General features: G+C 64.7%; 21 protein-coding genes. 11 read left to right on the top strand and 10 right to left on the bottom strand.

Annotated features, from left to right (window positions below):
• Positions 1-32: 32 nt before the first annotated feature.
• A complete protein-coding gene (gene trxB, locus FJ426_RS12150; protein ID WP_140516807.1) occupies positions 33-1,007 on the bottom strand; it encodes a thioredoxin-disulfide reductase in 975 nt (324 codons plus the stop codon).
• A gap of 250 nt (positions 1,008-1,257) precedes the next feature.
• Between trxB and FJ426_RS12145 the strand changes: the two genes are divergently transcribed.
• Positions 1,258-1,737 carry an Lrp/AsnC family transcriptional regulator gene (locus FJ426_RS12145; RefSeq protein WP_140495956.1) on the top strand — a complete coding sequence of 160 codons (480 nt, stop codon included), beginning with the start codon at positions 1,258-1,260 and terminating at the stop codon, positions 1,735-1,737.
• Between the two features lie 173 nt (positions 1,738-1,910).
• Positions 1,911-2,705 (top strand): glycosyltransferase family 2 protein, encoded by a 795-nt coding sequence (locus tag FJ426_RS12140; RefSeq protein ID WP_140560642.1) that lies wholly within the window; start codon positions 1,911-1,913, stop codon positions 2,703-2,705.
• 15 nt (positions 2,706-2,720) lie between these two features.
• Here FJ426_RS12140 and gmhB read toward each other — a convergent pair whose 3' ends face one another.
• From gmhB to FJ426_RS12120, 4 genes are all read right to left on the bottom strand, one after another.
• Complete coding sequence (gene gmhB / locus FJ426_RS12135; protein WP_140560641.1) at positions 2,721-3,371, bottom strand: D-glycero-beta-D-manno-heptose 1,7-bisphosphate 7-phosphatase; 651 nt, start codon at positions 3,369-3,371, stop codon at positions 2,721-2,723.
• Entirely contained in the window at positions 3,364-3,936 is a 573-nt protein-coding gene (locus FJ426_RS12130; protein ID WP_140556028.1) for an SIS domain-containing protein, read from the bottom strand. Before FJ426_RS12130 ends, gmhB begins: the two co-directional genes overlap by 8 nt.
• 7 nt (positions 3,937-3,943) lie before the next feature.
• On the bottom strand, positions 3,944-5,437 hold the full coding sequence (gene rfaE1, locus FJ426_RS12125; RefSeq protein WP_140495960.1) for a D-glycero-beta-D-manno-heptose-7-phosphate kinase: 1,494 nt from the start codon (positions 5,435-5,437) through the stop codon (positions 3,944-3,946).
• A 122-nt stretch (positions 5,438-5,559) separates the two neighbouring features.
• Complete coding sequence (locus FJ426_RS12120) at positions 5,560-6,192, bottom strand: LysE family translocator (protein ID WP_140495961.1); 633 nt, start codon at positions 6,190-6,192, stop codon at positions 5,560-5,562.
• Between the two features lie 215 nt (positions 6,193-6,407).
• Between FJ426_RS12120 and rfaD the strand changes: the two genes are divergently transcribed.
• The 3 genes from rfaD to waaC are packed head-to-tail and all read left to right on the top strand — an operon-like array spanning position 6,408 to position 9,324.
• On the top strand, positions 6,408-7,358 hold the full coding sequence (gene rfaD, locus FJ426_RS12115) for an ADP-glyceromanno-heptose 6-epimerase (RefSeq protein ID WP_140495962.1): 951 nt from the start codon (positions 6,408-6,410) through the stop codon (positions 7,356-7,358).
• Positions 7,331-8,338 carry a lipopolysaccharide heptosyltransferase II gene (waaF, locus tag FJ426_RS12110; protein ID WP_140516816.1) on the top strand — a complete coding sequence of 336 codons (1,008 nt, stop codon included), beginning with the start codon at positions 7,331-7,333 and terminating at the stop codon, positions 8,336-8,338. Before rfaD ends, waaF begins: the two co-directional genes overlap by 28 nt.
• Positions 8,335-9,324 carry a lipopolysaccharide heptosyltransferase I gene (gene waaC / locus FJ426_RS12105; protein WP_140516818.1) on the top strand — a complete coding sequence of 330 codons (990 nt, stop codon included), beginning with the start codon at positions 8,335-8,337 and terminating at the stop codon, positions 9,322-9,324. Before waaF ends, waaC begins: the two co-directional genes overlap by 4 nt.
• 221 nt (positions 9,325-9,545) lie before the next feature.
• Here waaC and greA read toward each other — a convergent pair whose 3' ends face one another.
• Both greA and FJ426_RS12095 read right to left on the bottom strand, forming a co-directional pair.
• Positions 9,546-10,019, bottom strand: a complete 474-nt coding sequence (greA, locus tag FJ426_RS12100; protein ID WP_008877613.1) for a transcription elongation factor GreA — start codon at positions 10,017-10,019, stop codon at positions 9,546-9,548.
• Between the two features lie 267 nt (positions 10,020-10,286).
• Positions 10,287-10,820: a tetratricopeptide repeat protein gene (locus FJ426_RS12095; protein ID WP_140495965.1), complete on the bottom strand. Its 534-nt coding sequence runs from the start codon at positions 10,818-10,820 to the stop codon at positions 10,287-10,289.
• Positions 10,821-10,970: 150 nt separating this feature from the next.
• Here FJ426_RS12095 and FJ426_RS12090 point away from each other — a divergent pair, with 150 nt between their 5' ends.
• From FJ426_RS12090 to FJ426_RS12075, 4 genes are all read left to right on the top strand, one after another.
• Complete coding sequence (locus tag FJ426_RS12090; protein WP_140524880.1) at positions 10,971-11,396, top strand: DUF3775 domain-containing protein; 426 nt, start codon at positions 10,971-10,973, stop codon at positions 11,394-11,396.
• A 199-nt stretch (positions 11,397-11,595) separates the two neighbouring features.
• Positions 11,596-12,576 carry an extensin family protein gene (locus tag FJ426_RS12085; protein WP_224646967.1) on the top strand — a complete coding sequence of 327 codons (981 nt, stop codon included), beginning with the start codon at positions 11,596-11,598 and terminating at the stop codon, positions 12,574-12,576.
• Positions 12,577-12,685: 109 nt separating this feature from the next.
• Positions 12,686-13,501, top strand: coding sequence for an extensin family protein (locus FJ426_RS12080; protein WP_140524881.1), 816 nt, complete (start codon positions 12,686-12,688; stop codon positions 13,499-13,501).
• A 61-nt stretch (positions 13,502-13,562) separates the two neighbouring features.
• Positions 13,563-14,270: an LssY C-terminal domain-containing protein gene (locus tag FJ426_RS12075; protein ID WP_140825215.1), complete on the top strand. Its 708-nt coding sequence runs from the start codon at positions 13,563-13,565 to the stop codon at positions 14,268-14,270.
• A 9-nt stretch (positions 14,271-14,279) separates the two neighbouring features.
• Here FJ426_RS12075 and FJ426_RS12070 read toward each other — a convergent pair whose 3' ends face one another.
• Positions 14,280-15,302: an NAD(P)-dependent alcohol dehydrogenase gene (locus FJ426_RS12070; protein ID WP_140560638.1), complete on the bottom strand. Its 1,023-nt coding sequence runs from the start codon at positions 15,300-15,302 to the stop codon at positions 14,280-14,282.
• Between the two features lie 124 nt (positions 15,303-15,426).
• Between FJ426_RS12070 and FJ426_RS12065 the strand changes: the two genes are divergently transcribed.
• Together FJ426_RS12065 and FJ426_RS12060 are read left to right on the top strand one after the other, a co-directional pair.
• Positions 15,427-16,341, top strand: a complete 915-nt coding sequence (locus FJ426_RS12065; RefSeq protein WP_140556038.1) for a LysR family transcriptional regulator — start codon at positions 15,427-15,429, stop codon at positions 16,339-16,341.
• Positions 16,342-16,422: 81 nt separating this feature from the next.
• Entirely contained in the window at positions 16,423-17,733 is a 1,311-nt protein-coding gene (locus tag FJ426_RS12060) for a hemolysin family protein (RefSeq protein ID WP_140516828.1), read from the top strand.
• 64 nt (positions 17,734-17,797) lie between these two features.
• Here the strand turns inward: FJ426_RS12060 and FJ426_RS12055 are convergent, their stop codons facing one another.
• Positions 17,798-19,114 carry an HlyD family type I secretion periplasmic adaptor subunit gene (locus FJ426_RS12055; protein ID WP_140560637.1) on the bottom strand — a complete coding sequence of 439 codons (1,317 nt, stop codon included), beginning with the start codon at positions 19,112-19,114 and terminating at the stop codon, positions 17,798-17,800.
• Between the two features lie 3 nt (positions 19,115-19,117).
• Entirely contained in the window at positions 19,118-20,863 is a 1,746-nt protein-coding gene (locus FJ426_RS12050) for a type I secretion system permease/ATPase (protein WP_140560636.1), read from the bottom strand.
• Positions 20,864-20,886: the final 23 nt, after the last annotated feature.

Genomic DNA, 20,886 nt, shown 5'->3' with positions numbered 1-20,886 from the left:
TCTAAGCCGTTCTTTCAACAGTTTGCGAACCGCTATTCGGCCGCCTCGCGATGCACCTCGATGCCGGCCAGGTACTTCTCCGCCTCGAGCGCCGCCATGCAGCCCAGCCCCGCCGCAGTCACCGCCTGGCGATAGATATCGTCGGTCACGTCGCCGGCGGCGAACACGCCGGGCACGTCGGTGCGGGTCGAATCCGGCGCCGTCCACAGATAGCCGTTCGGCTTCTGCTTCAGCTTGCCGACGAACAGCTCGACCGCCGGCGCATGGCCGATCGCGACGAACACGCCGTCGACCTCGAGCTGCGTCTCGACACCCGTCACCACGTTGCGCAGCTTCAACCCTTCGACCGAAGGCGGCAGTGGCGTCTTGCCCGGACGGCCGGTGATCTCGTCGACAACCGTGTCCCAGATGACGCGGACATTGTCCTTCTTCAAGAGCCGCTCGCGCAGGATGCGTTCGGCGCGGAAGTCCGAGCGCCTGTGGATGACCGTCACGCTCTTGGCGAGGTTCGACAGATAGAGTGCTTCTTCCACTGCCGAATTGCCGCCGCCGACCACCGCGACATCCTTGCCGCGGTAGAAGAAGCCGTCGCATGTGGCGCAAGCCGATACGCCGAAGCCCATGAACGCCTGTTCGGTCGGAATGCCAAGCCATTTGGCCTGCGCGCCGGTGGCGATGATCAGGGCATCGGCTGTGTAGACGGTACCGGAATCGCCCGTTGCGCGGAACGGCCGCACGTTGAGATCGACCTCGGTGATGATGTCGGCGATGATGTCGGTGCCGACATGCTCGGCCTGCCTGAGCATCTCGCTCATCAGCCATGGACCCTGGATAGGTTCGCCGAAACCGGGATAGTTCTCGACGTCGGTGGTGATCATCAGCTGGCCCCCCTGCTGCAGGCCGGCGACCAGCATCGGCTTCAGCATGGCGCGGGCGGCATAGATCGCCGCGGTATAACCGGCCGGGCCGGAACCGATGATGAGGACAGGCGCGTGCTTGGTGGTCATGAAAAGCCTCTGCGGAGGGCTGCCGGCGTTTGCGGCATGGAAAACTCGTCGATGTCGCGCGTAATGTAAGTGTTGCCCACGACGCCAGCAAGGCAAGTTGGCGTTCGTCCCCGGAAAGCTTTGTCGCACCGGGCGAACCGCCCCGGTACGACGCGGATTTCTTCGTAGGGGATGGCGTGGACAGCAAAGTCGTTTAATTACAAAATCCCGCAAGATTCTTGCGCCACCCGCAATCATCGAAAGCCCCGAAATGCCGCTCAAGGCCGACCTCGACGCAATCGACTGGAAGATCCTGCGCGAATTGCAGGCAGATGGGCGCATGACCAATGTCGAACTGTCGAACCGCGTCGGCATTTCGGCACCGCCTTGCCTACGCCGCGTCAAGCGACTGGAGGAAGCCGGCATCATTCGCGGCTATCGGGCGCTGCTCAACGCGCCGGCGCTCGGTCTCGACGTGGTCGCCTTCTGCCTGGTCGGCCTGCACCATCAGGCCGATGCCGAGCTTCGCATCTTCGCTGAGCGCACGCGCGGCTGGCCGGTCGTACGCGATGCCTGGATGGTGTCGGGCGAATCCGATTTCCTCCTGCACTGCGTGGCAAGCGACCTCGGCGCCTTCCAGACCTTTGTCATCGAGGAACTGACCTCCACGCCGAACGTCGACACGGTGCGCACAGCCCTCACCATCCGCCGGGTCAAGGATGAAGGGTTGGTCTCGTTCGAGCGGCCGTGACGCCGATCGATTGCGGCGCCCGGCCAAAGCGAATTCCGGAATTTCGCCACATCGCCGCCGCGTTGATAACGGACAGGCGCAGGCAGCCGGATCGTCTTGTGCGATTTGGCGCCTGATTGGTTTCCTTGCCCAAGCAGCGTAAGTTCCAAGGACAATCCGCCGTGGAAGGGACCATGACCAGGTTTGCAAGCCCGATTTCGGCGCTCATCATCTGCATGAACGAGGCCGATATGATCGGCCCGTGCCTCGAAAGCATCGATTTTTGCGCCGAGATCGTCATCGTCGATTCAGGCTCCACCGACGCCACGTTGGACATCGTTCGGCAGTTTGTCGCTGAGGGCTATCCGATAAAGCTGCTGCACAATGGCTGGCCGGGTTTTCCGCATCAGCGGCAATTCGCGCTCGACCACGCCACGCAGCCCTGGTGTCTTTCGATCGACCCGGACGAACGCGTCGACGACCGGCTGCGGCAGTCGATCATGGCGGCGGTCGAGACGGCGAATGCCGGCATCAGCGGATGGTACATCCGCCGCCGCGACTGGCTGAAGGGCTACGGCTATGCCCATCGCTGGGTGCTGCACAACAGGCTGTTGCGGCTTTTCCGCCGGGAAGGTGCGACCATGGACGTGACCGCGCGGGTCCATGAATCCTTCGGCGTTTCCGGCGAGACCAGCACGATCGAAAGCGGCGTGCTGCTGCATCGCCGCGAAATATCGGTCGAGGAGGATCTGGCCCGGGCAAATGCCTATTCCAGCCTCAAGGCGGCCACCCTGGTCGAGAAAGGCAAGAAGCCGGGCCTGGTGCGGCTGGTGCTTTCGCCGCTCGGCAACTTCCTGAAATTCTACCTGGCCAAGCGCTACTTCCTGTGCGGCCGGCACGGCTTCGTCTATTCGATGTCGGTGATGATCTATTCCTTCGCCACCGAGGCCAAACTGTATGAGGCCTCGCAAGGCAGCGAACCGGCGTGAGCGGTCAGGCCCGGATCAAGACCGCTTATCCCGGCCATCGAGCCGCCCTATGGCGGCGATGAGACCGTCGAGGTCGCTGCTGTCCCGCAAGGGCCTGATGACGAAGCCGGAGCGAAGCTGCGCCTCGCCGCCGACGAGCCAGCCCTGCGGCAGGCCGGCGCCCAGGCCTGCCTCCATGTCGGCCAGCTTGTCGCCGACGATCACCGACCGCCGGAGATCGAGATCGAGGCGTTTCGCCGCCTCGAAGAGCATGCCGGGATTGGGTTTGCGCATCGGGTGATCCGATATGCCCAGCGGCCCCACGCCAGCTTCGTGGTAGGCGCAGGCCAGCACCATGTCCACGACAACGCCCTGATCGCGCAACAGCTCGAGCACGCGGCGGTTCACATCAGCGAAGGCACTCCAGCCGAAATAGCCGCGCGCGATGCCGGACTGGTTGGTCACCACCACGACCGGGATGCCGGCATTGTTGGCGGCGGCGATCGCCGGCAGCATCTGCGGCCGGAGCTCGATCTCGGCCGGATCGCTGGGATAGTCGGTATCGACATTGATGGTGCCGTCGCGATCGAGGAACAGCGCCGGCTGGCCGGCGGGAAAAACCCTGCCGCCTATCCGCTCCACCCACAGGCCCGGCTCGGCCAACGGGTGCGGCGCCTTGTCAGCCATTGCTGAGGCGCGCTTCCACCACCTCGCACAGGTGATGGTAGAGGCACAGATGCCCCTGCTGGATGATCGGCGTCGAGGTCGAGGGCACGTTGAGCAGGATGTCGGTGAGCGGCGCGAGCTTGCCGCCTGTGTCGCCTGTCAGGCTGATCACCGTCATGCCCATGGTCCGTGCCTGTTCGGCGGCCGCCAGGATGCTCGGCGAATTGCCGCTGGTCGAGATCGCCAGAAGCACGCCGCCGGCAGCGCCATGCGCCTCGACCTGGCGCGAAAAAACGGTGTCGAAGCCGTAATCATTACCCCAGGCGGTCAGCACCGCGGCATTGGCCGGCAGCGCGATGACATTGTAGCCCTTGCGCTCCTTGAGAAAGCGGCCGACCAGTTCGCCGGCGATGTGAATGGCGTCGCTGGCCGAACCGCCATTGCCGCAGATCAGCAGCGCCTTGCCCGACGAAAGGGCGGCGACGATCGCGCTCGCCGCACGTTCCATCGCGCCTGTGAGATCGCGCTCGACCAGCGCCGTGATCGCGGCCGCCGAGCGGACCAGGTAATCGTTCAGTTCGGACATGAAACCCTCAATTCTTGTTGCCGGCCGAGCGCAACCTGCCGATGGTGCCGGTCGTGCTCTTGCCGGCGACGAGATCGACCAGGACCACGCGCCCGCCGGCTTTCTGCACCACGTCCGCGCCGACCACGGTGTCGACCGTGTAGTCGGCGCCCTTGACGAGTATGTCGGGCAGAAGCGCCTCGATCAGCGCCAGCGGCGTGTCCTCGTCGAAGACCACCACCGCGTCGACCGACGCGAGCGCCGCCAGCACGCAGGCGCGGTCGTGCTGGTCGTTGACGGGCCGTTCCGGCCCCTTCAGCCGGCGCACCGAGGCATCGCTGTTGAGGCCGAGCACCAGCCGGTCGCACTGGCTGCGCGCCGCGTGCAGCAGGCTGACATGGCCGGCATGAAGGATGTCGAAACAGCCATTGGTGAAGCCGACGCTGAGGCCTTCCTCCTTCCACGCCGCCACCAGCCGTGCGGCCGATTTGGCGTCGAGGATGGCATCCCTGTGGACGCTCGGACCGTGCGATCGAAACAGCGCGCCGTTGAGTTCCTCGACCGTCAGCCGCGCCGTGCCTCGCTTGCCCACCACAACGCCGCCGGCTGCATTGGCGATCGAGGCGGCCGCGGCCGGATCGGCGCCGGCGGCAAGCGCCAGCGCGAAGGTCGCGATCACCGTATCGCCGGCGCCCGACACATCGAACACTTCGCGCGCCTGCGTGGCGATGTGGCGCGCCTCCGTCGGACCGACGACGCTCATGCCCTTTTCGCTGCGCGTGGCGACGACGAAGTCGAAGCCATGCGCCGCAAGCAGCTCGCGCGCCGCGGCCACGATCTCGTCATCGCTGAACACCGGCCGTTCGACCGCTTCGCCGAGTTCCTTGCGGTTGGGCGTGATGGCGGTCGCGCCGGCATAGCGTGCATAATCCCGGCCCTTCGGATCGACCAGCACCGGCTTTCCCGCCTCGCGGCAGATCGCGATCAATTCGCCGGCGACGCCGTCGAGCAGGATGCCCTTGCCGTAATCCGACAGGATGACGATGTCGGCGTGCGCCAGCGCGGCGCGGAAATGCCGGACCAGCGCCGCGCGCTCCGCCGCGCCGAGCGGCTTGATCTCTTCCTCGTCGAAGCGCAGCACCTGCTGGTTGAGCGCGCTGAAGCGGCTCTTGGACGACGTCATGCGGCCGCGCTCCCGCGCCAGGCCTGTCGTGTCGGCGCCAAGCTCGCCGAGCATGCGCACCAGGCTGTCGCCTGCCGTATCAGAGCCGATCACCGAGACCGGAATGGCGGCGGCGCCGAGCGAGATGATGTTGGCCACGACATTGCCGGCGCCGCCCATCGCCAGGCTCTCGCCGCGCCCATGGAGCACCGGGATCGGCGCTTCAGGCGAAATCCGCTCGATGATGCCGTTGACGAACCGGTCAAGGATGAGATCGCCGACCACCAGCACGGTGGCCTGGCCGAAGTGCGCGATGGCGCGGTGCAAGGGCTCGGGGGAAAGTGGGTCGTGCTTGGTCATGTCACTGGCAACGCGCAAAAACCGGTTTTGAAGATGCATGGAGGACAAATTGGCCGGGATCGGTCGTTCATGGCGATGCCGATATACCGCAATTCGAGCCAGCGCAACGCCGGCTGGCCTCGTCAACTCTTCTGCAAGGCGACATGGACGCCAAGCCCGACCAGCACCGCGCCGCCGGCTCGCTGCATCATGCGCTGGGCGCTGCTGGAGCGGCGCAGCCTGCCGATCACGGCACCAGCCAGGAACACGCAGACGATATCGGCCGAGGAGAACATCAGGTTGACTGTCGTGCCCAGCACGACGAATTGCAGCCAGACCGGGAATGCGGCAGAGGCATCGATGAACTGGGGCAGGAAGGCCATGAAGAAGATCGCGGTCTTCGGATTGAGCACCTCGACGGCGATGCTCTCGAAAAAGGCGCGGTAAGCCGATTTCCGCTCGATCGCCGGCAGTGCCATGTCGCCTTCCGCGCGCTTGCGGAACAGCGCCACACCGAGCCAGATCAGGTAGAGCGCGCCGACGAGCTTGACCGCCATGTAGAGCGGCGGCACGGCGTGGAAAAGCACGGACAGGCCGGCGGCGGCGGCAAAGACGTGAACATAGCCGCCCAGATGAATGCCGAGCGCCGCCGTCAGGCCGGACCAGCGGCCGCGCGCCATCGTCTGCGCGGCGGCATAGAGCATGGCCGGGCCTGGAATATAGGCGAAGATCGCGGTGGTGGCGAAAAACGCGACGAGCAGCTCTGTCGATGGCATTCCTGGCCCTCATGATCGCGTCCGGCGGCGCGAGCCGACTGAAGCGTCAGCTTTGCGGCGCCACTGTGGCGCGCTGTGCCGTGCAGGACAATCGCGGGCGGGTCCACCCCTCGATTGTTCTTGCGGATCCCAGTGCCGCCCGGCAACGCTGCTTTGTCGACAGCTTCGCAAGCCTCCCTTATAAGGGCCGGAATCGCAAGCAACCAGAGGCGTTCATGATCATCGTCACGGGCGGCGCCGGCATGATCGGCTCCAACATCGTCGCCGCGCTCAATTCGGAGGGCCACGACGACATTTTGGTCGTCGACGACCTGAGCGATGGCCACAAGATCGCCAACCTTGCTGACTTGCGGATCGCCGATTATCTCGACAAGGACGATTTCCTGGCCCGCCTCGAGGACGGCGGGCTCGGCCGCATCGAGGCCGTCTTCCATCAGGGCGCCTGCTCGACCACCACCGAATGGAACGGCAAGTTCATGATGGAGGTGAACTACGCCTATTCGAAGCGGCTGCTGCATGCCTGCCTGGCGCTGCGCGTGCCCTTCCTCTACGCCTCCTCGGCATCGGTCTATGGCGGCGGCTCCGAGTTCCGCGAGGACGCGGAGCTTGAGCGGCCGCTCAACGTCTACGCCTATTCAAAAAAGCTGTTCGATGACTATGTCAGGCGCAATGTCTTCGATACCGATCATTCGCAGGTCGCGGGCCTGCGCTACTTCAACGTCTATGGGCCGCGCGAGGCGCACAAGGACGCCATGGCCTCGGTCGCCTTTCATCTGTTCAACCAGGTCGGGCGTGGCGAGAATCCAAAGCTGTTCGGCGCCCATGACGGCTTTGGCCCCGGCGAGCAAAGCCGCGACTTCATTCATGTCGGCGATGTCGCCGATGTCAATCTGTGGCTGTGGAAGCGCGGCGCGAGCGGCATCTTCAACTGCGGCACCGGCCGGGCGCAACCCTTCCGCGCCATTGCCGAAACCGTCATCGACACGCTGGGCAAGGGCGAGATCGAGTACATCCCCTTTCCCGACCACCTCAAGGGCAGCTACCAGAGCTTCACGCAAGCTGATATGTCGCGTCTGCGCGCGGCCGGTTACAACGGGCAATTCCGCAGCGTCGAAACCGGCGTCAGAGACTATGTCGAATGGCTGAAAGCCCAGCGATCCTCGTGATCGGCCCACGCTGGGTGGGCGATATGGTGATGGCGCAGTGCCTGTTCTCGGCGCTGAAGGAGCTTCATCCAAATGCGGCGATCGACGTGCTGGCGCCAGCCTGGGCGGCCCCTTTGGTCAAGCGTATGCCTGAGGTCCGCCAGCAGATCGATTTCCCGCTGAAACCCGGCGCGCTCGAATTTGCACACCGCCGCCGCTTCGGCCGCCTGCTGCGCGGCCGTTACGACAGCGCCTATATCCTGCCGGGCAGTTGGAAGTCGGCGCTGATCCCGTTCTTTGCCCGCATTCCACGCCGTTTCGGCCATCTCAGGGAAATGCGCTACGGCCTGTTGACCGATATCGTTCCGCTGCCGGAGGCCGTGAAACGGCGCACCGCGCAGGCCTATTTCGGCCTTGCACGGGGTGGCGATTTTCGGGCGCCTCATCTGACGGTGGACGCCAAAAACCAGGCCACCCTGCTCGACCGTTTCGGCCTGGGGCCGCAGAAATTCGTGGCGCTGATGCCGGGTGCTGAGTTCGGCCCGGCCAAGCGCTGGCCGAGCGAACACTATGCCGGCCTTGCCCGGGAGTTCATGGCCAGAAGGTTCAAGGTCGCGCTGTTCGGGTCGAAGAACGACCGCGAGGTGACAGCGGAGATCGCAGCCCTCGCTCCTGGCGTGGTCGACTTGGCCGGCCAGACGCGGCTGGAGGACGCCATCGACCTGATCGCGGCCGCGCGGCTGGCGGTCTCCAACGACAGCGGGCTGATGCATGTTGCGGCGGCGGTCGGCACGCCGGTTGTCGCCGTCTATGGTTCGACCTCGCCACAGAACACGCCGCCGCTGGCCGAACGGCGCGAACTGGTCTGGCTCGGCCTGTCCTGCTCGCCCTGCCACCGCAAGATCTGTCCGCTCGGCCACCTCAATTGCCTGAAGACGCTCGAGGTCGCACGGGTCATGGCGGCGGCGGACCGGCTGCTGGACATCCCGGCCGGCGCATGAGGGTGCTGATCGTCAAGACATCGTCGATGGGCGACGTCGTCCACACCTTTCCGGCGCTCCAGGATGCGCGCCGCGCACGGCCCGATATTGCTTTCGACTGGTGCGTCGAGGAGGCTTTCGCCGGCATCGTCGCGCTGCACCCCGCAGTCGGAACCATCCACACGGTCGCCATCCGGCGTTGGCGAAAACATCTCTTCGACAAGGCCACCTGGCGCGAGGCGACCGCCTTGCGACGCGCCTTGCGTGCGTGCCGCTATGATCTGGTCATCGATGCGCAAGGCCTGTTGAAGTCGGCGCTGGTGGCCAGGCAGGCGAAAGCGCCGATCGCCGGCTTCGACCGCTCAAGCGCGCGCGAGCCTTCGGCAACGCTGCTTTACGACGTCGGCCACGCCGTCCCTCGCAACCTCCACGCCATCGAACGGACGCGGCGGCTTTTCGGGCTGGCATTGGGCTACCGGCCCGATCTTTCGATGCTGGATTCGGGCATTGTGCCGCCGCCCGGCAATCTGACCGGCATAGCCGGCAACACGGCCTTCCTGCTGCACGGCACCAGCCGCGAGGACAAGAAGTGGCCTGTTGAAGACTGGATCGAAACCGGCCGCCTGCTGGTTGAGCGCGGCATGACGCCGGTCACGACCTGGTCGGACGAGCGCGAACAGGCGGTGGCCGAAGCGATCGCCCGGGCAGTTCCATCGACGAGCATCGTGCCAAAATCACCATTGGCCGACATAGCGGCGATCCTGGGCAGCTCGAGGCTGGTAATCGGCGCCGACACGGGGCTCACGCATCTCGCCAGCGCCTTCGGCCTGCCGACGGTCGCGGTGTTTTTGGCCACGGAGCCGGGTTTGACCGGCCCGCGCGGCCCCTATGCATCGACGCTGCAGGCCGCGCCCGGTGAGCGAGTGTCGCCCGCGAGGGTGGTGGCTGAGGCTGAGAGGCTGCTGGAGCACCAGACGCATGGCCAGGCCGGCGCTGGCAAGAACTGATCTATTCAATCGGAAAGCTGGCGCTGCCCCTCATCGCCCTGCCGGGGAGAAGGACACCTTCACCGATGATTGCGCCAATTTTAAGCGTTTGCAGAATAGACGCCGACTTCGCGTTCAGCCGTCTTCTCCCCGTCACTATACGGGGAGAAGGTGCCGGCAGGCGGATGAGGGGCGGCGCCAACCTTGGCTAAAAACGCGCAGATCAGCGCCCCTCGAACTCCTTAGATAAACTGCACCTGTACGATCTCGTAGCCCCTTGCACCACCCGGCGCGTTGACCTCGATGGCGTCGCCGACTTCCTTGCCGATGAGCGCCCGCGCGATCGGCGAGGAGATCGAGATGCGGCCGGACTTCACGTCCGCCTCCTGATCGCCGACGATCTGGTAGGTCTTCTTCTCCTCGGTGTCCTCGTCGACCAGCACCACGGTGGCGCCGAACTTGACCTTGTCGCCGCTGAGCTTGGTGACATCGATGACTTCGGCCCGGGCGATGAGATCCTCGAGCTCGTTGACACGGCCCTCATTGAGGCTCTGTGCCTCTTTGGCGGCATGGTATTCGGCATTTTCGGATAGGTCGCCGTGCGAGCGCGCTTCGGAGATCGCCTCGATGATGCGCGGCCGCTCCTCCTGCTGGCGCCAGCGCAGTTCTTCCTTCAATGACGCGAACCCCTCGCCTGTCATCGGGACCTTGTTCATGATACCTGACCTTTCCTGCCGCCACCCCCGCATTTCGGGGAAAGCCTTATCGATGGTGCAAAAAGAAAACGGTCCGGCAGCCTCGGGCTAACGGAACCGTTCACCGCAATTTCCCTGAATATAGCAATCTTTGCGGGCTTTTCACGCCCAAAAATCGGTTTCTGAAGAAATCATCACCGTTTTCGCGCGCGCCGTCGCAGGAGCCGGCATGGCAACAAAAAACCGGCCGTGATTGCTCGCGGCCGGTTCGAAAAGGCATTGAGGGGGTCAGCTCCTCATGAAATGGTCGATCTGTTCGGCCAGCATGCCGTATTCGCGTGAACCCTTGCCGGTTCGCTTTTCGATCTCCATCAGCTGTTGCTGGGCGCCGGCCAGGTCGCCGATCTGGAGATGGGCTTCGCCGAGATATTCGCGCACCAGCGTGTAGTTGGGATCGATGCGCAGCGCTTCCTCGTAATAGCCGAGGCCAACGGCGACGCGGCCGGAATGGCGGTGCGAATAGCCGAGATAGTTGAGGATGCGCGGGTCCTGCTTGTTGGCGGCGAGGCTGAGCACGGCGATCGCCTCGTCATAGCGGCCGGCCATCGCCAGGTCATGCCCGGCATCATAGATGCTGTCGTCGTCCAGCATGCCTTCCTGGGGTGCGACGCACTTGTTCTTCTTCTTGTCCCAGACCATGCCTTTCTTGCATTTGGTGGTCGTACTGGTGTCGTCACCGCTGCCTGCGGCAAACACCGGAACGGCAAGGAACTGCAGAGCGAGAAGCGCGCTCGCCGCCTGGATCAGCACTCTTTTATGCATCGGAGCCTCCTGGAGGGGTGAGAATGCAACACTAACGCAGCGTGTCGGCGGTTTCATCCCGGAAAAAAGCAAGGGGCTAACATGAGGTGACGGATGCTCGAAATCCGCTATCATCGGCGGCGATGAAAGCTGAGCCAGCGGAGACCGCCAGTGCAGCGACGGCTTGAAAAGAACTGGGATTTGACGATCGGGCCCGACACCGTGCGGCTGTTCATCCTCAAATGCAAGGCGTTGAGCGCCGCCATCAATGAAGACTATGCCGACGGCGCCGAACACGAAATCGAGTTCGATGGAAACACCCGTGACAATCATCATCATGACGGACTCGCCGAGGAAAGCTCGGAAAACCTGACCGAAGAGGAACTGCGCGAGCTGATCAACGACCTCAATGTCGACGAGGCGGCCGAGCTCGTCGCGCTCGCTTGGGTCGGCCGTGGCGACTACGATGCCTCGGAATGGGCCGACGCCGTCGCCGCCGCGCGCGAGCGCGCCAACAAGCACACGGCCAAATACCTGCTCGGCTTGCCGTTGCTCGCCGATTGGCTGGAGGAAGGGCTGGAAGCGATCGGTGCGTAACGCGCTGGTAATCGATTGTGATCGGGCCTAAGCGCCTTCCAGGCAACTTCGAGCATCCCGGCACCGTTTCGAGGCGATGGCAACACTGAGCTTTTCCCGAAAATACAGGATTGCATTGGTCATGGTCGTGACAGCACTGCTGGTGACGCCGGCCGATGCCAGGCATCGTCACAGGCATCACGAGCCGCTTTCACCACGGGTGGAACAGCCGCTGACGCCGCGGGTTGACCGGCCGCTGAAACCGCGCGGCGAAAGGCATCGCAAGCCGAAGCCGGCACGGCAGAGGACGCAAAATCCGAAGCCGGTACGTGCGGATGTCCCCGTGCCTGAACCGCGCCCCGCTGACGCGCCAGAGGCGACAGAACCGAACACGCAAAATCCAGCCGCAACATCCGACCGGTTTCAGGAGGAAGGATCCCCTCGGAAGCAACAAGCCCGGCCCGAGCCGCCAGCCGATGCGAAAGGCGAACCGGAGCCGCCAGCCGTGGCGCCGACGCCGACACAAAGGCCTGAGACTGCGGAACCGGAGGTTGAGCCGCCGGCCCTCGCCCCGCCACCGCCGCCAAAGCCGGCGGACGCGGACAAAAAGGAGATGCTTCCCGATCCGCGTTCGGCTGACCTGCCAGACGCGAAAATGCCTGCCGAGGAAGTCGCCTGCCGCGAGCGGCTGAGGGGTCTCGGTGTCGAATTCGAGGAGCACAAGGCTGAAAGCGATCGCGATATCGGCTGTTCGATCCCCTATCCCCTGGTGCTGAAGAGCCTTGGCAAGTCGATCGCCATTGCCCCGGGCGCCGAGCTCAATTGCGCAATGGCCGAGGCGGCGGCACGCTTTGCCGGCAACGTCATCCAGCCGGCGGCGAAAGCCGAATTCGGCACCGACCTGAAATCGATCGGCCAGGCATCGGCCTTTGTGTGCCGGCCACGCAACGGCACGCGCAAACTGTCCGAACATGCCTTCGGCAATGCGCTCGATATTGCCAGCTTCACACTTGCGGACGGCAGGACGATCGAGGTCGGCCCGGCGCCACCGGACAAGGACGCCAAATTCCTCGACGCGGTGCGCAAGGCCGCCTGCGGGCCGTTCAAGACCGTGCTGGGCCCGGGCAGCGATGCCGATCATTCGCTGCATTTGCACCTCGACCTCGAGCCGCGCCGCCACGGCGGTACCTTCTGCCAGTAGGGCCGGCTCAGAAGCGATGCCGCAATTCGGCCGCAGGCATGAACGCCGGCGCTGATTTTTCCTTTACCGTTGATCGTTAAAATCCCGCCTATCGGGAAAGGGACTGCCGATGGACGGGATATTTCGTGCCGCGCTGGCGCTTGCGCGGCAATCGAAACGCGCGCGCGCCGCTGCCGGCGGGGTGGCCGCCCTGCTTGCGCTGGCCGCGGTGTCGGCCTGCAACACCGGCAACGTGCTGGCACTGGAGCCGGCCGTCGATGTCGGCGCGCAGACCGCGGCCGTGCCGCAATATTCAGGCATGCAGCGGCTGGTTCCTTCCAATCCCTACATGACGCAGGCCGCCTATCCACGCATGGACGAGCCGATGTCGCCGGTCGAGCAGATGCCGGCCAGCGAGACCGACTGCCGTCAGCAGCTGAGGCGCCTCGGCGTCACCTTCACCGACCTGGCGCCGATCCATGAAGGCCAGTGCGGCATCGACTATCCGGTGAAGGTTTCGGCCATCGGCAGCGTCGAGATGAAGCCCGCCGCGACGCTGACCTGCGACATGGCCGCCAGCTTCGCCGCGTGGACGAAGAACGAGCTCGTTCCTTCCGCCCGCTGGCGCTACTTCTCCGGCGTCAGGACCATCCACCAGGGTTCCAGCTATTCCTGCCGCAACATCGCCGGCGAAGGCGTGCTGTCGGAACACGGCAAGGGCAACGCGCTCGACGTGATGAGCATCGAACTCAACAATGGCGACGACATCGACGTGCGCAAGCCCGGCCTGTTCGCCTTCCGCACCCGCGGCTTCCTCAACAATGTGCGCGCCGACGGCTGCCAGTATTTCACCACCGTGCTCGGCCCCGGCTACAATTACGACCACCGCAACCATTTCCACTTCGACATCAAGAACCGCAAGAGCGGCTATCGCGCCTGCCGCTGATCCCTTTGCCTGGCGGCGGCTTCGCCGCGTACAGTGACGTCGTAGAACTCGAGCGGCATCGATGAGCCAACGAAGCTTCCGACGACGCGCTGCGACCTGGCTGGTGTTGCTTCTGGCGACCTATCTGGTGCTGGCCTATGTCGCCGCGCCGGAATTCTGGACGTTTCGCGATCGCGGCTTTCGCAGCCAAAGCTTCGAGATGGTGACGCACACCCCGCAAGGCATTCCGGGCGACCCGATCAATGTCGGCCTGATCGGCACGCAAAAGGAGGTTGTCCATGCCTTCGCCGTCGCTGGCTGGGACACGGCCGACGCCGTGACGCTGAGAACCGCGATCGACATTGGCGAAAGCGTCTTGTTTTCGCGCCCCTATCCGGACGCGCCGGTGAGCCGGCTGCTGTTCGAAGGCCGCGCTCAGGATCTTGCCTTCGAGAAGCCGGTAGGTGGCAGCGCCGACCGCCGTCACCATGTGCGCTTCTGGCAGACTGATGCCACCGGCGACGACGGCCGTCCGCTATGGCTGGGCTCGGCCAGTTTCGACCGTGGCGTGGGCCTGAGCCAGGACACCGGCGCCATCACCCATCATATCGGCCCCGACATCGACGCCGAACGCGACTTTCTTATCCAGGATTTGACCGCCGCCGGAATGCTGATCTCAACCAGCGACCTGGAAGGCATCGGCGCCACCACGCACGGGCGCAATGGCGGCGGCGACCCCTATTTCACCGACGGCAAGGCCGTGCTCGGCGTGCTGAAGCAACTGCCGTGATGCCTGAAGTCAGCTCGTGGCGACCACGACCTTGCCGAACGGTCCCTTCTCCAGATGCTGGAAGGCCTGCTCCACCTCCTCGAAGCCGAAGACCTTGTCGACCACCGGCCGGATGCCGAGCACCTCGATCGCCTGGTTCATCCGCTCGAAGGCGCGGCGATGACCGATCGATATCCCTTGCACGACGATGCGATTGCGCAGGAACGGCACGACCGGAAAGCTGAGTTCCATCGAGCCCAGCAGGCCGATGACCGACAGGCGGCCGTCGGCGGCCAGGGCATCGAGCGATCGCCGCGCATTGTCGCCGCCGACCATCTCCAGGATATGGTTGACGCCGGTTCCACCCGTCAGGTCACGCGCGGCTTCGTCCCATGCCGGCTGGGTGCGGTAGTTGATCACTTGCCAGGCGCCGAGTTTCCTGGCCCGTTCGAGCTTGTCGTCGCTGCTCGAGGTGACGATGGCGCGCAGGCCGAAAGCAGCCGCGAATTGCAGTGCAAACAGCGACACGCCGCCGGTGCCCTGGATGAGAACGGTCTGGCCGGGCACCGGCTTCGTCGCCTCCGCCAACGCAAACCACGCCGTCAGCGCCGCGATCGGCAGCGTCGAGGCCTCGGCGTCGCTGAGCGAAGGCGGCGCCAGCACGACGGCATCCTCGTGAAGCAGCACGTAGTCGGACAAGGTGCCGGGCAGTGACAATCCCAGCGTGTGCTGGTGAAGCACCGGCGGCGCATCGCCGTCAGGCCAGTCGGCGATCACTTGGCCCAGCACGCGTTGCCCGGCCTGGAAGCGGCTGACGCCGCCGCCGACCGCCACGACCTCGCCCACCGCATCCGATGTCGGCACGAAGGGAAAGACGAGGTCCGGGATCAGCACCCCGTCTAGGATCATTCGATCCTTGTAATTCAGCGATATGGCCTTGATCCGCACCAGCAGCTCATGAGGCCCGGGTGCGGGTATCTTTCCCTGCGCCGCTTGCAGCTTGGACAGGCCAAAACCGGTCATTTGCCAGGATCTGTTGATGTCTCTGTTCATCTCGTCTGCTCCGGATTGAGTTGCTGGCGAGATCTTTACGTCATTCCACTATGGAAAAAAGTGCTTCTATGTGGCATAATTGGAAACGAATTGAAGATCATTATTCTACAATAGGGGCACAGCCATGGAATCCGCCGATCTGCAGGGCATTGTCGCCTTCGTTCAAACGATCGAAGCCGGCAGCTTCACCAGTGCGGGAGAACGGCTGCGCGTGACGAAATCGGCGGTCGGCAAATCGATCGCACAGCTGGAGCATCGGCTTGGCGTGCGTCTGCTCAATCGCACCACCCGCAGCCTGAGCCCGACAAGCGAAGGCCTCAGCTATTACGAAGCCTGCGTCAGGGCGCTGTCCGAAATCGAAGCCGCCCAGTCGCTGCTTGCCTCGCACCGGCAAGTGCCCTCGGGCCGGCTTCGGGTCGATTTGCCGTCGGCCTTCGGCCAGCGCTGCGTTGCCCCAGTTTTGTTCGACATTTCCAAGCGCTTCCCCGATCTGGCGATGGAGATCTCCTTCAACGACCGTCGCGTCGATCTCATCGAAGAAGGCATCGACCTGGCAGTTCGCATGGGCGAGCTCGACGACAGCCTGTCGCTCGCGGCGCGGCGGCTCTATGTCCAACGCTCGTGCGTATTGGCCGCCCCCGCCTACCTCGAGGAGCACGGCAGGCCGCGAACGATCGAGGAGCTCGCCGCTCATAAGCTGATCGGCTACACCCGTAACGGCGTCGCCCATCCCTGGACCATAAGGCACGCCGACGGCCAAATCGGAAAGTTCACACCGCGGGCAAGGCTGGTCCTCGACAATGGCGAGCCGATGCTCGACGCCGCCCTTGCCGGCTGCGGCATCACCTTCCTGCCGACATGGTTGGCGGCGGACAGCCTCAGGAGCGGTGCGCTCGAAATGGTGCTGTCGGACCGCCTCGTCGAAAACATTGCCGTCCACGCCGTTTGGCCGGTGACGCGAGCAGTGACGCCGAAGGTCCGCGTCGTAGTCGATGCGCTGGTCGAGCATTTTTCGGCGCCGCCCTGGGATGCCGCCTGACGGGGCCGCATGCGCTGTCATCTTCCTGAAAACGGCTGCTGACTATTTTCCAATCCAGCACGGCAATGCTATTGACCCCTGATGCTATATGTTGAAATCGCCACCGTGGTCGTCCTCATCTGCGTGAACGGCCTTCTGGCAATGTCCGAGCTTGCCATCGTCTCGTCGCGGCCGGCCCGCCTCAAGGCAATGATCGATCGCGAGGTTAAGGGCGCCGGCCGGGCGCTTGCGCTTGGCTCCAACCCCGGCAAGTTCCTGTCCTCGGTACAGATCGGCATCACCCTGGTCGGCGTGCTGTCCGGCGCCTTTTCCGGCGCCACGCTCGGCGAAAGGCTGGCGCAGTTCCTGGCCTCGAACGGCATCCGCGAAAACATCGCCGATCCGCTCGGCGTCGGCATCGTCGTGGCCATCATCACCTATGCCTCGCTGATCATCGGTGAGCTCGTGCCCAAGCAGATCGCGCTGCGCGACCCCGAGCGGGTCGCCGTGCGCGCCGCCCCGGCCATGACCGTCCTCGCCACCGTCTCGGCGCCGCTGGTCTTCCTGCTCGATATTTCGGGCCGCGCCGTGCTTTGGCTGCTCGGCCAGCGCGGCGAGAGCGAGGAGAAGGTTACCGACGAGGAGATCAAGATGCTGGTCGCCGAGGCCGAGCATCACGGCACCATCGAATCCGACGAGCGCCGCATGATCGCCGGCGTCATGCGGCTTGGCGATCGCGCCGTGCGCGCCGTCATGACGCCGCGCACCGAGGTCGACTGGATCAATCTCCAGTCCGACGATGCCACCATCCGCAAGCTCCTGATGGACACGCAGCATTCGCGCCTGCCCGCCGGCGACGGCGGCGTCGACGCCATGATCGGCGTCGTCCAGACGCGCGACGTGCTGGCGGCGCTGCTTGGCGGCCGTGCGCTCGACCCGCGCCGGCACGTGCGCACCGCGCCCATCGTGCACGATCAGGCCGACGCGCTCGACGTGCTGCAGACGCTGAAGGAATCCGACGTGCCGATGGCGCTGGTGCATGACGAATACGGCCATTTCGAAGGCATCGTCACACCCGCCGACATTCTGGAGGCCATCACCGGCGTCTTCCGTTCGGACCTCGAAGCCGGCGAGGAAGAGAATGCCGTCAAGCGTGACGACGGCTCATGGCTGCTTGCCGGCTATATGCAGGCCGACGAGATGGCCGAGGTGCTGGGCATCGACCTGCCGGAAAACCGCGACTACGAGACCGTCGCCGGCTATGTGCTGTCGCACATGCACCATCTGCCGGCGACCGGCGAATGCGTCGACGCGCAAGGCTGGCGCTTCGAGGTGGTCGATCTCGACGGCCGCCGCATCGACAAGCTGATCGCCACGCGCCTGCCCAGCGGCCACCGCGAAGTGGTGCGCTGACTGTTCCAACGTTGCCTCGGGCCAAGAGCCATGGGCGTCGGCCGATCGATCTACCGGTCCGCGCCTACTGCTCCGTGAAGGCGCGGGCGAACGAATCGAGCATCGGCCGTGCGAGATATTCCAGGAAAGTCCGGTCGCCAGTGTTGATGAACGTCTCGACCGGCGTCCCGGGATAGAGCTGTTCGGGCCTCACGCGGGATGGCAGGGCATCGATCTTCAGCTTCGCCCGGAAATAGGGTTCACGCGTAGCCTCGTCGATCAGCCGATCCGCGGAAATCTGTGTCACGGTGGCTGGAACCTCGGGCGTGAGCCGCGTGTTCAAGGCGGACAATCGTAGTTTCGCCGGCTGGCCGACGCGCACCTGATCGATGTCCTTCGGCCGCAGCTTCGCGTCGACGACCAATCCCGATGTCGTCGGCAGGATTTCCATGATCTTTTCGCCCGGAGCAATCACGCTGCCCTTGGAATTGTAGGTCGACGCCACCACGATGCCCGCTGCCGGCGCCTTGATTGTCGTGCGCCGCAGCACCGCCGCGGCCGCCCTGATCTGTTCCTCGACATCGGCCAGGTTGGAGCGAACCTTGTCCAGCTTCGTCAGCGCCTCCTCCACCCGTTGCGTGGTCAAGCGCTCGGTCTGCTCCTGCGCCTCGACGATCTGGGTGCTGGCCGATGCAAGACTGGCCTCCAGTGCCCCCGCCTGGCCGACGAGGTCGGCTTCGCTGCGCAGGAGCTGGGAGTATTCGGTGCGGTTGGTCAGGCCCTTGTCCAAAAGGCTGGTCTTGATGCCGAGCTCCTTCTTCACCACCTCGACCTGCTGCTGGATGGCTTGTTTCTGGGCGTCCAATCCCACGACGGACTGCCGATGCATGGCGACCCGCTGCGCGAGGATCGATCGTTCCGACCGGAACCGGGCGAGCCTGGCGTCGAATTCCTTCTGCTGTTCCCGAACCAACATTTCGAAATCGTGCTGAAGCGGCGCCGGCGCCGCTGTTGTGATCGGCGCCAGCCTGTCCAGCCCGTCCCGCTCCGCCTCCAGCCGCGCCGCGCTTGCCCTGAGCGCGATCGACTGCCTCGTCAGCCGGTTGAGCTCGGCCTGCGCGGCGGTTGGATCCAGCACGATCAGGTCCTGCGCCTGCCGCACGCGATCGCCTTCGTGGACGAGCAACTCTTGGACGATGCCCCCCTCGGGGTGCTGGATGAGGATGTTCCCGCCCATCGCCGAGATCGTGCCTTGCGTGATCACCGCTCCGGACAAGGGGGCATAGGCCGCCCAATAACCGAAGCAACCTGCAAATACCGCTATCGCAGCATAGCCGGCCAATGCCACGCGTCCTGTGTCGGTGCGCGGGCTGCATTCCTCGGCGAGGCTGTGCACTGTCATCATTTACGATCCAAAGCGGGTGTTTTGCGGGGCACTGCGGAGGGTCGTGGCGAACGACCCCGTCACCACCGTATTCTGCCGGGAAGAATTGCCGGCGAGCGGCTGCCGCAGCAACTCGCTGCTCGGGCCGAAGGCTTCGATCGCGCCGTCGCGCAGCAGCATCACGCGGTCGCAGGCCGCTGCGATCGAAGGGCGGTGCGTGATCACGATCAAGGTAATCCCCGCCGACCGCGCATCCGAGAGCACCGCTTCGAGCGCCGCCTCGCCGGCGCCGTCGAGATGGGCGTTGGGCTCGTCCAGAACGAGAATTCTGGGGTTGCCGTACAGGGCGCGCGCCAGCCCGATCCTTTGGCGCTCGCCGCCCGACAGCGCCCTGTCAGAGAGACCGATCATCGTCTGGTAGCCGTCGCGCTGCGTCAAAATCAGTTCATGGGCCTGGGCACGCTTTGCCGCCTCGACGATCGAGGCGTCATCCGCGTCGGGGTCGAAGCGGCCGACGTTCTCCGCGATCGATCCCGGGAACAGTTCCACCTCCTGCGCGAGATAGCCGATATGCCTTCCAAGCTGCTTTTCGTCCCAGGTCCTGAGATCGGCACCGTCGATCCTGACCGAGCCGCTGACCGGTTGGAGCGCACCGACAAGCAATCTGGCGAGCGTCGATTTGCCGGCTCCGCTCGGGCCGACGATCGCCACCGCCTCGCAGGCCCCGATGTGGAAATTCAGCCTCTTGACGATGGGCGGACCGCCGGGCGTATTCGGCGCGACGTAGATCAGATCCTGCGCCGAAATCGCGCCTGACGGATCAGGCAAGGCCAGTTTTTGCACCGCGGACGGACGTGCCGAAAGGGTTGCCTCCAGCCGTTTCCACGATCGTCTGGCGTCGACGATCTGCCGCCACGAGCCGATCAGTTGGTCGAGCGGCTGCAGCGCGCGCGACGATACCAGGGAAGACGCGAATATCATCCCGGCCGTCATCTTGCCTTGCAGGACCAGCCACGCACCCACGCCCAGTATCGCCAGCTGCAGCATCATCCGCACCGCCCGCGACGTTCCGCTGAAGATCGCATTAGCCGTCGACGCGCGGTCGTGAACGATCAGCGCTTCGGCGACGTGCTTTCCCCACGCCCGCGCGGCGTTCTGGACCATGCCCATGGCGCGCAGCGTCTCGGCGTCGCGGGCAAAGGCCTGCTCCGACTGGCTGGCGACCGCCGAACGTCGTGAAAACAAGGCGTCGTTCCTGCCGATGGCAAGCTGGGTTGCCATGACCAGTGCAAGCAGCATCGCCACGCCAGCCAAGGTGAGCCAGAACAGGACGGGATGGATCAGGTAGAGCAGTCCGAGGAAGAACGGAGCAAACGGCAGGTCGAACAGGACCGCCACGCCGCGCGACCTGATGAAGGCGCATACCGAGGCGAGATCGCGCAATGGCGACAGGCCTGCGGAGGCATGGTTGGCCGCGAGCGAAGCGGCGAACGTCTCCGTCCCGAGCTTGCTGTCGATGCTGGCCGCGACGCGCTGCGTGTAAATGGAGCGCACCGCGTCCAGAAAGCCCAGAAAGACCAGCGCGAGAACCGCGATGACCGACAGGTAGACAAGCGTCTCGACGTTGGAGGAAGGCAGGACCCGATCATAAACCTGCAACAGATAGAGCGGGATCACCAGCAGCAGGACGTTGATCAGCAACGAGAAAACGCCGACATCGGCGATGGCGCGCCACAACACCGCCCGCAGACCTGACTGTCCCATCATTCCCGCGCTCCCTTGGCGGTTCA

This window comes from Mesorhizobium sp. B2-6-4 (genome assembly GCF_006441495.1).
Classification (GTDB): domain Bacteria; phylum Pseudomonadota; class Alphaproteobacteria; order Rhizobiales; family Rhizobiaceae; genus Mesorhizobium.
Note: the sequence above shows the minus strand (reverse complement) of the source record. Positions and strands in the feature narration are given on the sequence as shown.

Excerpts from the sequence above, each read along its gene's own strand:
- rfaE1 (WP_140495960.1), bottom strand. The coding sequence starts at position 5,437 with ATGACCAAGCACGACCCACTTTCCCCCGAGCCCTTGCACCGCGCCATC.
- FJ426_RS12055 (WP_140560637.1), bottom strand. The coding sequence starts at position 19,114 with ATGACAGTGCACAGCCTCGCCGAGGAATGCAGCCCGCGCACCGACACA.
- FJ426_RS12060 (WP_140516828.1), top strand. The coding sequence starts at position 16,423 with ATGCTATATGTTGAAATCGCCACCGTGGTCGTCCTCATCTGCGTGAAC.
- rfaD (WP_140495962.1), top strand. The coding sequence starts at position 6,408 with ATGATCATCGTCACGGGCGGCGCCGGCATGATCGGCTCCAACATCGTC.
- FJ426_RS12080 (WP_140524881.1), top strand. The coding sequence starts at position 12,686 with ATGGACGGGATATTTCGTGCCGCGCTGGCGCTTGCGCGGCAATCGAAA.
- FJ426_RS12140 (WP_140560642.1), top strand. The coding sequence starts at position 1,911 with ATGACCAGGTTTGCAAGCCCGATTTCGGCGCTCATCATCTGCATGAAC.
- FJ426_RS12065 (WP_140556038.1), top strand. The coding sequence starts at position 15,427 with ATGGAATCCGCCGATCTGCAGGGCATTGTCGCCTTCGTTCAAACGATC.
- FJ426_RS12120 (WP_140495961.1), bottom strand. The coding sequence starts at position 6,192 with ATGCCATCGACAGAGCTGCTCGTCGCGTTTTTCGCCACCACCGCGATC.
- waaC (WP_140516818.1), top strand. The coding sequence starts at position 8,335 with ATGAGGGTGCTGATCGTCAAGACATCGTCGATGGGCGACGTCGTCCAC.
- FJ426_RS12095 (WP_140495965.1), bottom strand. The coding sequence starts at position 10,820 with ATGCATAAAAGAGTGCTGATCCAGGCGGCGAGCGCGCTTCTCGCTCTG.
- FJ426_RS12070 (WP_140560638.1), bottom strand. The coding sequence starts at position 15,302 with ATGAACAGAGACATCAACAGATCCTGGCAAATGACCGGTTTTGGCCTG.
- FJ426_RS12050 (WP_140560636.1), bottom strand. The coding sequence starts at position 20,863 with ATGATGGGACAGTCAGGTCTGCGGGCGGTGTTGTGGCGCGCCATCGCC.
- gmhB (WP_140560641.1), bottom strand. The coding sequence starts at position 3,371 with ATGGCTGACAAGGCGCCGCACCCGTTGGCCGAGCCGGGCCTGTGGGTG.
- FJ426_RS12075 (WP_140825215.1), top strand. The coding sequence starts at position 13,563 with ATGAGCCAACGAAGCTTCCGACGACGCGCTGCGACCTGGCTGGTGTTG.
- FJ426_RS12145 (WP_140495956.1), top strand. The coding sequence starts at position 1,258 with ATGCCGCTCAAGGCCGACCTCGACGCAATCGACTGGAAGATCCTGCGC.
- waaF (WP_140516816.1), top strand. The coding sequence starts at position 7,331 with ATGGCTGAAAGCCCAGCGATCCTCGTGATCGGCCCACGCTGGGTGGGC.
- trxB (WP_140516807.1), bottom strand. The coding sequence starts at position 1,007 with ATGACCACCAAGCACGCGCCTGTCCTCATCATCGGTTCCGGCCCGGCC.
- FJ426_RS12130 (WP_140556028.1), bottom strand. The coding sequence starts at position 3,936 with ATGTCCGAACTGAACGATTACCTGGTCCGCTCGGCGGCCGCGATCACG.
- greA (WP_008877613.1), bottom strand. The coding sequence starts at position 10,019 with ATGAACAAGGTCCCGATGACAGGCGAGGGGTTCGCGTCATTGAAGGAA.